This is a genomic window from Citrobacter sp. Cpo061, assembly GCF_030332845.1.
GTDB classification, from domain to species: domain Bacteria; phylum Pseudomonadota; class Gammaproteobacteria; order Enterobacterales; family Enterobacteriaceae; genus Citrobacter; species Citrobacter portucalensis.
The window spans coordinates 198,955-213,780 of the sequence record NZ_JAOWHB010000050.1 but is presented as its reverse complement, the minus strand read 5'-3'; the positions used below and the strand labels follow the sequence as shown (position 1 = coordinate 213,780).

Here is a 14,826-nt window from a genome sequence, read left to right as displayed (position 1 = left end):
TTACGTTCAGATCGCTATCCGGCATTTTCGTCTCCAGCCGACGCCCCTCACAACCCCAACATTTGTTAATAAAGCGCATATTTACCCAGCCTGCTTAGCGCTTTACACTAGGCGCGAAATTAATACAGAGGTGGGAATGAACGATTACAAAATGACACCCGGTGAGTTGCGCGCCACCTGGGGTTTAGGGACCGTATTCTCGTTGCGCATGCTTGGCATGTTTATGGTCCTGCCGGTTCTGACCACTTACGGTATGGCGCTACAGGGTGCCAGCGAAGCGCTGATAGGCCTTGCCATCGGCATATATGGTCTGGCTCAAGCCGTCTTCCAGATCCCCTTTGGCCTGCTCTCTGACCGCATTGGTCGTAAGCCACTTATCGTCGGCGGGCTGGCGGTATTCGTTCTCGGCAGCATAATTGCTGCTCTCTCCGATTCAATCTGGGGCATTATTCTTGGTCGGGCTTTACAAGGCTCTGGCGCGATTGCTGCTGCCGTAATGGCGCTACTTTCCGACTTAACCCGTGAGCAAAACCGTACCAAAGCAATGGCGTTTATCGGCGTCAGCTTTGGTATCACCTTCGCCATTGCGATGGTGCTGGGACCAATCGTTACCCATGCGCTGGGGCTACACGCGTTGTTCTGGATGATTGCAGCCCTTGCTACCACGGGTATCGTGCTGACCATTTGGGTCGTTCCCAATAGCACTACCCACGTGCTGAACCGCGAGTCGGGCATGGTAAAAGGCAGCTTCAGCAAAGTGCTGGCAGAGCCCAAACTGCTGAAGCTCAACTTTGGCATCATGTGTCTGCACATATTGCTGATGTCCACCTTCGTCGCCTTACCAGGTCAACTGGCGAAAGCAGGCTTCCCTGCAGCAGAGCACTGGAAAATTTATCTGGTGACGATGCTGCTGTCCTTTGTTTCCGTAGTGCCGTTCATCATTTACGCCGAAGTGAAGCGCCGCATGAAACGCGTGTTCCTCGCCTGCGTGTTACTGATACTTATTGCAGAGATTGTATTGTGGAGCGCTAACGTGCGTTTCTGGGGGTTGATTGCGGGCGTGCAGATATTCTTCCTCGCCTTCAACCTGATGGAAGCCCTCCTCCCCTCGCTTATCAGTAAAGAGTCTCCGGCTGGCTATAAAGGCACGGCAATGGGCGTTTACTCCACCAGCCAGTTTCTTGGCGTGGCGATTGGCGGTTCGCTCGGCGGTTGGGTGGTTGAAATGTTTGATGGTCAGGCCGTATTCCTGGCCGGTGCGCTTCTGGCGGCAGTGTGGTTATTGGTGGCGAGTACAATGAAAGAGCCGCCGTATGTCAGCAGCCTGCGGGTGGAAATCCCACCTGAAATTGCTGCGGATGACACCCTGAAGCAGCGTCTGCTGGCTAAAGAAGGGATAAGCGAAGTGTTAATTGTCGCGAAAGAACATTCGGCCTACGTGAAAATCGACAGCAAAGTCACCAATCGATTTGAGGTTGAGCAGGCCATCAGCCAGGCGTAAAGATGAGATTTGTCAGATGGCGGCTTACGCCATCTGACATAACGACTTAATCGCGGAAGTTCTTGAACTGGAACGGTTGACCGAGGTCGCCGCCGCGAACCAGCGCCATAACGGATTGCAGGTCGTCACGCGCCTTGCCGGTTACACGGATTTCTTCGCCCTGAATCTGCGCCTGCACCTTCAGTTTGCTGTCTTTGATCAGCTTAACGATTTTCTTTTGCACTGCGCTTTCAATGCCTTGTTTCAGCTTAGCTTCAACAAACCAGGTTTTACCGCTGTGCACGAAGGTTTCTGGTACGTCCAGCGACGTGCCTTCAATACCGCGTTTGAGCAGCTTGGCACGCAGAATATCCAGCAACTGATTGACCTGAAAATCAGATTCGCTCAGCACCTTAATCGTCTTATTTGACTCATTCAGCTCAAAAGTCGCTTCAACGCCACGAAAATCAAAGCGTGACTCCACTTCGCGGCTGGCGTTATCTACCGCGTTACGGGCTTCCTGAAGATCAACTTCAGAGACAATATCGAAAGATGGCATCTTTTCCTCTCCCTTCATTTTTGATGCGAAGCATAATACCTGCAAAGTTACCCAACAGACAGCGCTATACTAGGCTGTATCCTTTAATTGTACGTGGTACTGATACCTGCGAACAATAATGGGGTACGGCCGATATGGATTAACACCTGGTGCTGTTGCAGGTGAGGAGGAAGAATGAAAATTACCGTACTGGGATGTGGAGCGCTAGGACAGCTTTGGCTTACCGCGCTATGCAAACATGGACATGAGGTGCAAGGGTGGCTACGCGTACCGCAACCCTATTGCAGCGTAAACCTGATCGACACGGATGGGTCAGTTTTTAATGAATCCCTGACGGCAAACGACCCCGACTTTTTGGCAAAAAGCGACCTGCTACTGGTCACCCTTAAAGCCTGGCAGGTTTCTGATGCGGTAAAAGGCCTGGCCGCAATTCTGCCTGAAGCTACTCCCATTCTGCTGATTCACAACGGCATGGGGACAATTGAAGAGCTGCATAACATTAAGCAACCTCTGCTGATAGGTACCACCACCCACGCAGCACGCCGTGACGGCAACGTCATCATTCATGTCGCTCAGGGAACAACGCGCATTGGTCCGGCACGTGAACAAGACGGTGATTTCAGTTATCTGGCTGAAGTCCTGCAAGAGGTGCTACCGGACGTCGCCTGGCACGACACTATTCGCGCCGAGCTGTGGCGAAAGCTGGCCGTCAACTGCGTCATTAACCCGCTGACCGCATTATGGGATTGCCCAAACGGCGAGTTACGCCATCATCCTGAAAAAATAGCACTCATCTGCGAGGAAGTGGCCGCGGTCATTGAACGCGAAGGCCACCACACATCTGTGGATGATTTACGCTATTATGTCGAGCAAGTGATTGACAGTACGGCGGAAAATATCTCATCAATGCTGCAAGACATTCGTGCCCTGCGTCATACAGAGATCGACTACATTACCGGATATTTGTTAAAACGCGCCCGCGCGCACGGCATCGCCGTCCCGGAAAACGCCCAACTGTTTGAAATGGTAAAGAGAAAGGAAAGTGAGTATGAGCGCTCAAGCACTGGTATGTCTCGCCCCTGGTAGTGAAGAGACCGAAGCGGTCACCACTATCGATCTGCTGGTGCGCGGCGGAATTAAGGTCACGACCGCTAGCGTCGCCAGCGATGGCGACCTGACGATCGTGTGCTCACGCGGAGTGAAGCTGCTGGCGGATGCGCCATTAGTCGAAGTTGCTGATGGCGATTTCGACATTATCGTGCTACCGGGCGGTATTAAAGGCGCCGAGTGTTTTCGCGACAGCCCGCTGCTAATCGAAACCGTGAAACAGTTTCATCGTTCCGGGCGCATTGTCGCGGCAATTTGCGCCGCGGCCGCCACCGTACTCGTCCCACACGATATTTTCCCCATCGGTAACATGACCGGTTTTCCGGCGCTGAAAGACCAAATTCCCGCTGACCAGTGGCAGGACAAGCGCGTCGTATGGGATCCGCGCGTCAATCTGTTAACCAGTCAGGGACCGGGGACCTCAATCGATTTCGGTTTAAAAATCATTGATCTGCTGGTGAGTCGCGAAAAAGCTCACGAGGTGGCGTCACAACTGGTGATGGCCGCGGGAATCTATAACTACTACGAGTAAATCTTCGAGCCACTCCCTTATAAGGAATCATAATGAAAGGATATCTGAGTGGAGTGGCTTTACTGCTCCTTTCCGGTTATGCCACTGCGACGCAACTCGAAATAAAGAGTATTGAATATCGCTATCCCGGAAGCACTGAAATGCAGTATCGCGTGCCATGGTTTTCCTCGACGGATAACCCCAACGTTGCAAAACGCATTAACGATTATATTTTCGCAAGCTTTATCAATCAGCTACCGGGTAATACTCCACAGGCCACAGTAAATCAGTTTGCGAAATCAGCCATGAATCCCACCGCAAACCTTGACTACACGGTTGAGTATCGCGACGCAAAAATCCTGACGCTCAACATGTTTGTCGAAGGTTGCGGGGCGTATTGCGAGTCGTACAATGTGCCGATCAGCTTCGATTTAGCCAGCGGTGCGGCAATTACCCTTAACGATCTCTTTTCCCGGGCTACAATCGCCGAATTAAACACCCGCACCAGAAAAGATATCCGCGGCCAAATCGATACCTTTGTTACGGCGCATAATTCGCAAACACCAGAACAAATAAAAGAAGAGAAAGGTGAAGATTTTAACTATGCCGAATTCTACGCATCGTGCGCAACCTACACCGACGGTTTGTACTACATCGACAAATTCTCCCTGCAAAAAGACCATCTGGCTTTCCTGAACGGACGCTGTAGCAACCACGCCAGCCGTGCGCTCGACGAGTTGGGTGATTTCACAACGAAAATCCCAACCGCGGAACTGCAAAATCAACTCACACCGTACGGCCAATATCTGACTACCGCAAAGAGTACAACACCAGTTTCGCCAGCGCCCGGCATTGACGGCAAAGTCATGTACGGCACGCTGGGAAAAAGCATGCGTATTGTGTTGAAGGTGGACTGCAAATACGGTGATTTTTTTGAAGGGGCTTACTTTTACCAAAAATTTGGCGCACCGATTGAATTGACCGGCAAATGCGACACAGCCGACAATCAACATTATGAACTGAAGACATCTGCGGCTGAACAAACGCAAGAGAAGATAACGCTGGAATTAAAAAACGGTGTCTATCAGGGGGTCTGGGAGTCGAACGGGAAGACGCTTCCCGTTCGTTTTGAATAATATCGTTATATTGCCGGATGGCGGCGTAACCGCCTTATCCGGCCTACAACACGGTGTTTACTCAATTACGGGCGATACACCTTCACATTTTCAAAGCCCTGCTCGCGCAGATAAAGCGCCTGCAGGCGACTCATCACCCCGCGTTCACACCACAGCAGCCAGGTTTTACTCTGGTCCAGATCGCCGAATTTAGTGCTCAGCTTGTAGAATGGCAGAGAAACGACGTCCACACCTTCAACCTTCAGCGGTTTATCATCCTGTTCATCCACAGAACGGATATCAAGGATTACGTCATTCGGGCCGAAACCGCTCACGGTTTCCACTTCTACCACGGTCTGCTGCGTCTGCTGGGCGATATCGCGAATATCGATATTGTTCGCTTCTTCAACCACTTTATCGAGGATAGAGAAATCGAAGTTTTCTTCTTCGGCCTCAATCTTCGCTTTGATCGCTTTCACCGTCGGGCTTTTTGAAATTACACCGCAGTATTCCGGCATGGTACGGGCAAAGTCCTCGGTACCAATTTCACGCGCCAGATTGATGATGTGCTCTTTATCATGGGAGATAAGCGGGCGCAGGATCAGGGTGTCAGAAACGTTATCGATCAGACGCAGGTTGGTCAGCGTCTGGCTGGACACCTGGCCCAGTGCTTCACCGGTTACCAGCGCCTGTACGCCGTAGCGCTCAGCGACTTTCGACGCCGCGCGAACCATCATACGTTTGAGAACCACGCCCATCTGGCCGTCATCAACTTTCTCCAGGATCTCACCGACCACCGGTTCAAAGTTGATAGCAACAAAACGCACGCGATGCGAACTACCGAAGCGGTTCCACAGGTAATGCGCCACCTGGCGAACGCCGATTTCATGCGCTGCGCCGCCAAGGTTAAAGAAGCAATAGTGTACACGGCAGCCGCGACGCATCAGCATGTAGCTGGATACACCAGAGTCGAAACCGCCGGAAATCAGCGACAGTACGTCTTCCTGCGTCCCAATCGGGAAACCACCAATACCTTCATAGCGGCCTTTAACCAGCAGCAGACGGTCGTTTTCGATTTCAAGATTAACGGTCACATCCGGCTTCGTCAGCTTCACGCGTGCAGATTCAATATGTTGGTTCAGTCCACCGCCAACATAACGTTCCACCTCAATGGAGCTAAACTCATGCTTCCCGCGACGCTTCACGCGAACACAGAAGGTTTTACCTTCCAGTTGATCGCGATACTGCACCAGTGCCTTCTCGAAAATATCGTGCATATCGGTAAACGGCACGTCTTCTACTTCGAGAATGTGGTGGATACCCGGAATACGGGTCAGCGCGTCGCGAATATCCAGGCGCTGGCTTTCATCTTTAGCGCGAACCTCAACGTGATCCCAGTGACGGACAACGGCAAGGTCTTCATCATAGTGCTTTAAAACGTTACGAATGTTCCCTGTCAGAATTTTTATAAAGCGCAAACGCACAGATTGGCTTTTGATGGTGATTTCTGGGAACAATTTAATGATAAACTTCATGGCGGCAATGGTTCTTAGGCAAGTCTGAATGACTTGTAATGGAAAAAAATACAGCAGCCCATACCCGCGACTGCATCCAGGCGCGCAAGTATATCACCATCACGCGGCTACTGTGCACATTGCGCGTTATTTGCTTATCAGTGCGAGTCCGTTACCATAGTCTTGTGCTGCCAATACAGAGAGTCAGACATTCATTATGCCGAAGAAAAATGAAGCGCCCGCCAGTTTTGAAACCGCGCTGAGCGAGCTGGAACAAATTGTTACCCGTCTGGAAGGCGGCGACCTGCCGTTAGAAGAAGCGTTGAACGAATTCGAACGTGGCGTACAGTTGGCGCGTCAGGGACAGGTCAAATTGCAACAGGCTGAACAGCGCGTACAAATACTGCTGTCAGATACTGAAGACGCCGCCCTTACGCCTTTTACACCGGATAATGAGTAAATGGACTTTACGCAGCAGCTACAGGCTTGCGTTGAGCAGGCAAACCAGGCACTGAGCCGTTTTATCGCGCCACTGCCCTTTCAGAACACTCCCGTGGTCGAAACCATGCAATATGGCGCATTATTAGGCGGTAAACGCCTGCGCCCGTTCCTGGTGTATGCGACCGGTCAGATGTTTGGTGTCAGCCTGAGTACGCTTGATGCTCCCGCTGCCGCCGTCGAATGCATTCATGCCTATTCGCTGATGCACGATGATTTGCCCGCGATGGATGACGATGACCTGCGACGCGGTCTGCCGACTTGCCACGTAAAATTTGGCGAGGCAAATGCGATCCTGGCCGGAGATGCGCTACAAACGCTGGCATTCTCCATTATCAGCGACGCCCCAATGCCGGAAGTCACTGACCGTGACCGCATCGCGATGATCTCTGAACTGGCTCAGGCCAGCGGCATCGCCGGTATGTGCGGCGGTCAGGCACTGGATCTGGAAGCTGAAGGTCATCAGGTTGAGCTGGATGCGCTGGAGCGGATTCATCGCCATAAAACCGGAGCATTGATTCGCGCCGCCGTGCGTTTGGGGGCGTTAAGTGCTGGCGATAGAGGGCGAGAATGCCTGCCAATACTCGACAAATACGCAGAAAGCATCGGTCTGGCTTTCCAGGTTCAGGATGACATCCTGGATGTGGTAGGCGATACTGCAACATTGGGTAAACGTCAGGGTGCTGACCAGCAGCTTGGCAAAAGTACCTATCCTGCACTTCTGGGTCTTGAGCAAGCCCAGAATAAAGCCCGGGATTTAATCGAGGATGCCCGCCAGTCGCTAAGTCTGCTGGCCGCACAGTCACTCGATACCTCGGCACTGGAAGCGCTAGCGGACTACATAATCCAGCGTGATAAATAAACCAACATATCCCATGAGCTTGCGATGAGTTTTGATATAGCCAAATACCCGACCCTGGCGCTGGTCGACTCCACCCAGGAGTTACGTCTGCTGCCAAAAGAGAGCCTGCCAAAGCTTTGCGACGAACTGCGCCGCTATTTGCTCGACAGCGTAAGCCGTTCCAGCGGGCACTTCGCCTCTGGTCTGGGCACGGTGGAACTCACCGTCGCGCTGCACTATGTCTACAACACCCCGTTTGACCAGTTAATCTGGGATGTGGGACATCAGGCTTATCCGCACAAAATTCTGACCGGTCGCCGCGATAAAATCGGCACCATTCGTCAGAAAGGCGGCCTGCATCCGTTCCCATGGCGCGGTGAAAGCGAGTATGACGTACTGAGCGTTGGGCACTCTTCAACCTCTATCAGCGCAGGTATCGGTATTGCCGTTGCCGCCGAGAAAGAAGGTAAAGAGCGCCGTACCGTGTGTGTGATTGGTGATGGTGCCATCACCGCAGGGATGGCGTTTGAAGCGATGAACCACGCGGGCGATATTAGGCCCGACATGCTGGTTATCCTCAACGACAACGAAATGTCGATTTCAGAGAACGTTGGCGCGCTGAACAATCATCTGGCACAGCTGCTCTCTGGCAAACTCTACTCATCGCTGCGCGAAGGCGGGAAGAAAGTCTTCTCCGGCGTGCCGCCGATTAAAGAACTGCTCAAACGTACCGAAGAACACATTAAAGGTATGGTTGTGCCGGGGACTCTGTTTGAAGAACTGGGCTTTAACTATATCGGTCCGGTGGACGGTCACGACGTGCTGGGGCTTATTACTACGCTCAAAAACATGCGCGATCTGAAAGGCCCGCAGTTCCTGCACATCATGACCAAAAAGGGTCGTGGCTACGAGCCTGCGGAAAAAGATCCGATAACCTTCCACGCGGTACCCAAATTCGATCCGTCCAGCGGATGCCTGCCGAAAAGCAGCGGCGGTCTGCCGAGCTATTCAAAAATTTTCGGTGACTGGCTGTGCGAGACCGCAGCGAAAGACAATAAGCTGATGGCAATCACCCCGGCAATGCGCGAAGGTTCCGGAATGGTGGAGTTTTCACGTAAGTTCCCGGACCGCTATTTCGATGTGGCGATTGCCGAGCAGCACGCTGTGACGTTTGCTGCCGGTCTGGCGATTGGCGGCTACAAGCCGGTGGTAGCCATTTACTCGACCTTCCTGCAACGCGCCTACGATCAGGTGCTGCACGATGTAGCCATCCAGAAACTGCCGGTCCTGTTCGCCGTTGACCGGGCAGGGATTGTTGGCGCAGATGGACAAACCCACCAGGGGGCGTTCGATCTCTCCTTCCTGCGCTGCATCCCGGAAATGGTCATCATGACCCCGAGTGATGAAAACGAATGCCGCCAGATGCTGTTCACCGGCTATCACTACAACGATGGTCCAACGGTCGTGCGCTACCCACGCGGTAACGCGGTAGGCGTTGAGCTGACCCCGCTGGAACAACTGCCAATTGGTAAAGGCATCGTGAAACGTCACGGGGAAAAAGTGGCGATTCTCAACTTCGGCACCCTGATGCCGGAAGCCGCTCAGGTCGCAGAGTCGCTGAACGCCACGCTGGTCGATATGCGCTTTGTAAAACCACTGGATGAGACGTTGATCCTTGAAATGGCTGCCCAACACGAGGTGCTGGTTACCATTGAAGAGAACGCCATTATGGGTGGTGCTGGCAGCGGCGTAAACGAAGTGCTGATGGCCCATCGTAAGCCCGTCCCGGTGCTGAACATTGGCCTACCTGACTTCTTCATCCCGCAGGGAACTCAGGATGAAGCTCGTGCCGATCTGGGTCTGAATGCCGCCGGAATTGAGACCAAAATCAAGGCCTGGCTGGCATAATCCCCTCCCCGCTCCTGCTATGCTTAATTCATCACGAGCTAAGCAGGAGTGGATTGATGAAATACAACATCTTAGGAAAAACCGACCTACGGGTCTCCCGCCTTTGCCTGGGTTGCATGACATTTGGCGAACCCAATCGCGGCAATCACGCCTGGACGCTACCTGAAGAAAACAGCCGCCCGATAATCAAACACGCCCTTGAGGGCGGCATTAACTTTTTCGATACCGCCAACAGCTACTCCGCTGGCAGCAGCGAAGAGATTGTCGGCCGCGCGCTGCGTGATTTCGCCCGCCGCGAAGATGTCGTGGTCGCTACCAAGGTTTTTCACCAGGTTGATGATTTAGCAGAAGGATTATCCCGCGCACAAATTCTGCGCTCGATTGATGACAGCCTCAGACGCCTGGGTATGGACTATGTGGACATCCTGCAAATTCACCGCTGGGATTACAACACGGCAATCGAAGAAACGCTGGAGGCTCTAAACGACGTCGTGAAAGCCGGTAAAGCTCGCTATATTGGCGCCTCATCCATGCACGCTTCGCAGTTTGCCCAGGCTCTGGCCTTACAGAAGCAACACGGCTGGGCGCAGTTCGTCAGCATGCAGGATCACTACAACCTAATCTACCGCGAAGAAGAACGCGAAATGCTGCCGCTTTGCTATCAGGAAGGCGTGGCCGTTATCCCATGGAGCCCGCTGGCGCGCGGTCGCCTGACGCGTCCCTGGGGAGAAACAACCGCACGTCTGGTTTCCGATGAAGTCGGTAAAAATTTGTACAACGAGAGCGATGAAAACGACGCGCAAATCGCCGCACGACTGACCGGTGTCAGTGAGGAGTTGGGTGTAACGCGGGCACAGGTTGCGCTGGCCTGGCTGCTGAGCAAACCCGGCGTGGCAGCGCCAATTATTGGTTCTTCACGTGAGGAACAGCTGGATGAGTTGCTCAACGCGGTAGATTTAACGTTGAAGCCGGAGCAAATTGCCGAGCTGGAAACGCCGTACAAACAGCATCCGGTGGTGGGATTTAAATAAGCGCGGTTGAAGATTGTAGGCCGGATAAGCATAGCGCATCCGGCACTGATCGCCCGATGTCGCGGCGCTTATCGGGCCTACAATAGCCCCTGAAAAGGGTTAAATGATACCTACCGGCCAGTGATGACCGATAAAATACAAAATTCCGGCAGAGAGTATCCCGGCCACAATATCGTCGATCATGATCCCCGTCCCGCCATGTACGTTGCGATCGAACCAACGAATCGGCCACGGCTTCCACATATCCAGAATACGGAAAATCACAAACCCGGCGGCAACCCACTGCCAGTCGTTGGTCGGCAACGCCATCAGGGTAATCCACATCCCGACAAACTCGTCCCAGACAATGCTACCGTGATCGTGCACGCCCATATCTTTCGCCGTTTGATGGCACAGATAAACGCCGATACAGATAGATAACATCACCACCAGCGAATACAGCTGCCACGGCAGAAAGGTCATTAAATACCAAAAAGGGATCGCCGCCAGCGATCCCATCGTGCCAGGAACAATTGGGCTCAGCCCGCTGCCAAAACCGGTGGCTAACAGGTGCCACGGATTGCGCATACTCAGGCGGCTTTTGGCGACATCTTTTTTAAGGCGCGGCAAAATGGTCATATCCTTTCCAGTCAAACGTGACGGGTTTTCCATCGCGCGTAAAGTGAATGCCTTCCACGTCCGCGCTCATCTGCCCAATACAGGTAAACGCTGCGCCGAGATTTCCCAGCGCCACGTCCAGCGCACCACGATTAATTTCCGGTACGGTAAAGCATAACTCATAATCTTCGCCACCCGCGAGCGCCCAGCGCAGGGCCTTTTCCGGCTCAACGTGCTGTGACAATGCCGTGGAGTATGGCAGCGCCTCAACGTTAACCCGCGCGCCACAGCCGCTGGCATTAACGATGTGTCCCAAATCGGAAATCAGGCCATCGGAGAGATCGATAGCCGCACTGGCCAGATCGCGCAGGGCTTGTCCCTGCAAAATACGCGGCGTGGGACGCAGATGGCGTTGCAGAAGATAGTCCGCGTCTGTTGCATCTGCAACCTGCAATCGGTTCTGCAAAATCGCCAGCCCGGCCGCACTGTCGCCCGGCGTGCCGGTAACATAAATCCAGTCACCCGGTTTCGCGCCAGAGCGTTTTAAGGCCCGCCCAACGGGGACGTAGCCATGGATACCCAGCGTCATCGACAGCGGCCCACGCGTGGTGTCACCGCCAATCAGCTGCATATCATAGTAATTGAGGAGTTCAAACAGGCCATCGCTGAAGGCTTCCAGCCAGGCTTCATCGACGTCAGGTAACGTGAGCGCCAGCGTCAGCCACGCAGGATCCGCCCCCATCGCCGCCAGATCGCTCAAATTCACCGCCAGTGCTTTCCAGGCGAGATCGGTCGGATCAATGTCGGGGAGAAAGTGGTTGCCTGCCACCAGCGTATCGGTACTGATCGCCAGCGTTTGTTTTTCAGGGATGTTCAGAAGTGCGCAGTCGTCACCAATACCGGTTTCGACATCAAGACGAGAAGTTCTTACGCGGTCAAAATAACGGGCAATCAGGGAAAACTCGCCACATGCCATACGTTATGCCTCAGCAGAAAAAAAAGAAAAAGCCGGGGACAGCGGAAACAGGTTCCACCATCCAGCCGGCCTCGGGATTACTTTTTGTTGGGGCGAATCACAGGTGCTGCTTTATCCAGTACGCCGTTCACGAATTTGTGGCTATCTTCAGCGCCGAAGGTTTTTGCCAGTTCAATCGCTTCGTTGATGGCCACTTTGTACGGCACATCACTACGTTTAGACAATTCAAACAGCGCAATACGCAGTACGGCTTTTTCTACCTGACCCAGCTCTTCCAACAGACGAGACAGGTAAGGCTTCATTAATCCATCCAGGTACGCGCTGTTAGTCGCCACCCCGGACAGCAGTTCACGGAAATACAGAACGTCGACATCTTTAACGTCCTGTTCCGCCAGGAACTGGTATTCAACATCAGCGATGTCGTTCTGGGACAACTGCCAGGAGTAGAGCGCCTGGACGGCACACTCACGGGCGCGGCGACGAGCAGCAGGTTTCACGGATTTCCCCTTACAAAAATCAGGCCTTGATGGCTTTCAATACATTAATCATTTCAAGCGCAGTCAGTGCAGCTTCTGCGCCTTTGTTACCGGCTTTAGTGCCAGCACGTTCGATGGCTTGTTCAATACTTTCGGTGGTCAGAACACCGAAGGCTACCGGAATGCCACTGTCCTGAGCGACATGCGCCAGGCCATTGCTTGCACCGCCAGCCACATATTCGAAGTGCGCGGTACCGCCACGGATCACCGTACCGAGCGCAATCACCGCGTCGTATTTACCGGTTTTTGCCAGTGCGTCAGCCGCCAGTGGCAGCTCATATGCACCTGGAACCCAAACAACGGTAATGTTTTCATCTTTAACCTGGCCAATACGTTTCAGGGCGTCGATAGCACCTTCCAGCAGGCTGTCATTGATAAAGTTGTTGAAACGCGCAATGGTGATGGCGACGCGAGCGTCCGGGGTAGCAACGTTAGCTTCAATAATGTTCATATTCTTCCTTCGGGTTCGATTTATGGCCCCGTAAGGGGGGCGGATTTTATCATAATATTCTGTGCGCTGCTTCCTCTAAATCAGAAAGCCTCACGCAGTCGTTAAATGCAGGCAAACGTCCGGGCCCACCTGGCGTATCTCATTGAATTTGAAATGGGGTGCGTCAGCCAGTTTCTCAAGGCCTGGAAGCACACATAATCCTCTCGCATCGCTGCCTAACAGTTTAGGCGCAACATACACGATTAGCTCATCGACCAAACCGGCCTGTAATAATGCCCCGGCGAGCGTTGGGCCTGCTTCAACCCAAATGCTGTTAATTTGCTGTTTGCCCAGTTGCATCATTAGCACCACCAGATCCAGATGCCCGTTATGTTCCGGCACCTTCAGGCTGCGCACCGTCTCCGGCCAGCTACGAGGGTCGTCTTCAGTCCGGACAATCCAGGTTTCTCCAGGCTGTTGCACAATTCGGTGCGCCGGTGTGACCTGATTCTGGCTATCAAGAACAATGCGGATTGGCTGACGCAGCTCTTCCTGCGGGTAACTCGCCTGAGTTGACTCCCCAAGCTCCGACCAACGCACGGTAAGCTGAGGGTCGTCTGCCAGCACCGTAGCACTGCTGGTTAAAATGGCATGGCTTTGCGCGCGCAAGCGTTGCACATCGCGGCGCGCCTGTGGCGAGGTAATCCACTGGCTTTCACCGCTGGCCATCGCTGTACGGCCATCAAGCGACGCGCCAAGCTTAAGCTGAAGATACGGGAATCCCGTACGCATGCGCTTGAGGAAGCCTTTATTCAGTTGCTCAACTTCGCTCATCATCAGCCCGTGGCTGACGTCGATACCCGCCTGCTGCAAACGGTAGAGCCCACGTCCTGCGACCTGCGGATTGGGATCCTGCATCGCCGCAACCACACGCGACACCCCCGCCGCAATCAGCGCATCGCAACACGGCGGCGTGCGACCATGATGACTACAGGGTTCAAGCGTCACGTAGGCAGTTGCCCCCTGCGCTTTTTCTCCAGCCATCCGCAGAGCATGAACTTCGGCATGTGGTTCGCCCGCTCGGTGATGATATCCTTCACCGACGATCTCCCCATCTTTCACAATCACGCAGCCCACGTTGGGGTTGGGGTGAGTGGTAAAACGTCCGCGCGCAGCAAGCTTTAGCGCGCGCGCCATGTACAATTCATCCTGCATGGCTTAGTCCTGTAGGCGAGCAATCTCTTCGCCAAATTCTTTGATGTCTTCGAAACTCCGGTAGACAGAGGCAAAGCGGATGTAGGCGACTTTATCGAGCTTTTTCAACTGCTCCATCACCAGGTTGCCAATCATCTTGCTCGGCACCTCACGCTCACCCGTCGCACGCAGCTGTGATTTGATATGGTTTAACGCCATTTCGACGTCATCTGCGCTGACAGGCCGTTTCTCAAGCGCTCTGAGCATGCCGCTGCGCAGCTTTTCTTCATTAAAGGGTTCACGCACATCGTTGCTTTTCACAACGCGCGGCATGACAAGTTCAGCCACTTCAAAAGTGGTGAAACGTTCGTTACAAACCAGACACTGCCGACGGCGGCGTACCGAGGAGCCCTCGCCTACAAGACGAGAGTCAATTACCTTAGTGTCTACGGCGAAACAGAATGGGCAATGCATACGGCGTCCTGTACCTCAGTGGTTAACAGAATCTATTTTACCCTGAACTGCCGTG

16 protein-coding genes are annotated in these 14,826 nt (G+C 53.5%); 8 read left to right on the top strand and 8 right to left on the bottom strand.

Annotated elements, in window-relative coordinates; translation table 11 throughout:
- Nucleotides 1-136: 136 nt before the first annotated feature.
- A complete protein-coding gene (locus tag OGX97_RS15930) occupies nucleotides 137-1,501 on the top strand; it encodes an MFS transporter (protein WP_071445875.1) in 1,365 nt (454 codons plus the stop codon).
- Between the two features lie 46 nt (nucleotides 1,502-1,547).
- Here the strand turns inward: OGX97_RS15930 and OGX97_RS15925 are convergent, their stop codons facing one another.
- Complete coding sequence (locus tag OGX97_RS15925) at nucleotides 1,548-2,039, bottom strand: YajQ family cyclic di-GMP-binding protein (RefSeq protein ID WP_003831002.1); 492 nt, start codon at nucleotides 2,037-2,039, stop codon at nucleotides 1,548-1,550.
- A gap of 174 nt (nucleotides 2,040-2,213) precedes the next feature.
- Between OGX97_RS15925 and panE the strand changes: the two genes are divergently transcribed.
- From panE to OGX97_RS15910, 3 genes are read left to right on the top strand one after another with little or no spacing between them, the layout of a single operon-like run.
- Complete coding sequence (gene panE / locus OGX97_RS15920) at nucleotides 2,214-3,125, top strand: 2-dehydropantoate 2-reductase (RefSeq protein WP_048235974.1); 912 nt, start codon at nucleotides 2,214-2,216, stop codon at nucleotides 3,123-3,125.
- Entirely contained in the window at nucleotides 3,088-3,678 is a 591-nt protein-coding gene (gene yajL / locus OGX97_RS15915; RefSeq protein ID WP_008783935.1) for a protein deglycase YajL, read from the top strand. Before panE ends, yajL begins: the two co-directional genes overlap by 38 nt.
- Nucleotides 3,679-3,710: 32 nt before the next feature.
- The gene (locus OGX97_RS15910; RefSeq protein WP_279850396.1) at nucleotides 3,711-4,793 is read left to right on the top strand and encodes a hypothetical protein; all 1,083 of its coding nucleotides are present in this window, start codon (nucleotides 3,711-3,713) and stop codon (nucleotides 4,791-4,793) included.
- Nucleotides 4,794-4,858: 65 nt separating this feature from the next.
- On the opposite strand, the gene thiI is transcribed toward OGX97_RS15910, so the two are convergent.
- A complete protein-coding gene (thiI, locus tag OGX97_RS15905; RefSeq protein ID WP_008783933.1) occupies nucleotides 4,859-6,307 on the bottom strand; it encodes a tRNA uracil 4-sulfurtransferase ThiI in 1,449 nt (482 codons plus the stop codon).
- Nucleotides 6,308-6,503: 196 nt separating this feature from the next.
- On the opposite strand from thiI, the gene xseB reads away from it, so the two are divergent.
- Genes xseB through yajO form a run of 4 tightly spaced genes read left to right on the top strand, consistent with a single transcriptional unit; the run spans nucleotide 6,504 to nucleotide 10,564 of the window.
- Entirely contained in the window at nucleotides 6,504-6,746 is a 243-nt protein-coding gene (gene xseB / locus OGX97_RS15900) for an exodeoxyribonuclease VII small subunit (RefSeq protein ID WP_003021586.1), read from the top strand.
- The gene (gene ispA, locus OGX97_RS15895; protein WP_153686885.1) at nucleotides 6,747-7,646 is read left to right on the top strand and encodes a (2E,6E)-farnesyl diphosphate synthase; all 900 of its coding nucleotides are present in this window, start codon (nucleotides 6,747-6,749) and stop codon (nucleotides 7,644-7,646) included.
- Nucleotides 7,647-7,670: 24 nt separating this feature from the next.
- Entirely contained in the window at nucleotides 7,671-9,533 is a 1,863-nt protein-coding gene (gene dxs / locus OGX97_RS15890) for a 1-deoxy-D-xylulose-5-phosphate synthase (RefSeq protein ID WP_003830996.1), read from the top strand.
- Nucleotides 9,534-9,589: 56 nt separating this feature from the next.
- Nucleotides 9,590-10,564 (top strand): 1-deoxyxylulose-5-phosphate synthase YajO, encoded by a 975-nt coding sequence (gene yajO, locus OGX97_RS15885; protein ID WP_286592603.1) that lies wholly within the window; start codon nucleotides 9,590-9,592, stop codon nucleotides 10,562-10,564.
- A 99-nt stretch (nucleotides 10,565-10,663) separates the two neighbouring features.
- Here the strand turns inward: yajO and pgpA are convergent, their stop codons facing one another.
- From pgpA to nrdR, 6 genes are all read right to left on the bottom strand, one after another.
- Entirely contained in the window at nucleotides 10,664-11,182 is a 519-nt protein-coding gene (gene pgpA / locus OGX97_RS15880) for a phosphatidylglycerophosphatase A (protein ID WP_003021578.1), read from the bottom strand.
- Nucleotides 11,160-12,137: a thiamine-phosphate kinase gene (gene thiL, locus OGX97_RS15875; protein WP_279850394.1), complete on the bottom strand. Its 978-nt coding sequence runs from the start codon at nucleotides 12,135-12,137 to the stop codon at nucleotides 11,160-11,162. The genes pgpA and thiL overlap by 23 nt, the downstream gene beginning before the upstream one ends.
- A gap of 77 nt (nucleotides 12,138-12,214) precedes the next feature.
- Nucleotides 12,215-12,634 carry a transcription antitermination factor NusB gene (gene nusB, locus OGX97_RS15870; RefSeq protein ID WP_000801129.1) on the bottom strand — a complete coding sequence of 140 codons (420 nt, stop codon included), beginning with the start codon at nucleotides 12,632-12,634 and terminating at the stop codon, nucleotides 12,215-12,217.
- 19 nt (nucleotides 12,635-12,653) lie between these two features.
- On the bottom strand, nucleotides 12,654-13,124 hold the full coding sequence (gene ribH / locus OGX97_RS15865) for a 6,7-dimethyl-8-ribityllumazine synthase (RefSeq protein WP_003021575.1): 471 nt from the start codon (nucleotides 13,122-13,124) through the stop codon (nucleotides 12,654-12,656).
- A 90-nt stretch (nucleotides 13,125-13,214) separates the two neighbouring features.
- Nucleotides 13,215-14,318, bottom strand: coding sequence for a bifunctional diaminohydroxyphosphoribosylaminopyrimidine deaminase/5-amino-6-(5-phosphoribosylamino)uracil reductase RibD (ribD, locus tag OGX97_RS15860; RefSeq protein WP_008783929.1), 1,104 nt, complete (start codon nucleotides 14,316-14,318; stop codon nucleotides 13,215-13,217).
- Nucleotides 14,319-14,321: 3 nt separating this feature from the next.
- Nucleotides 14,322-14,771, bottom strand: coding sequence for a transcriptional regulator NrdR (gene nrdR / locus OGX97_RS15855; protein WP_003021571.1), 450 nt, complete (start codon nucleotides 14,769-14,771; stop codon nucleotides 14,322-14,324).
- Between the last annotated feature and the right edge of the window lie 55 nt (nucleotides 14,772-14,826).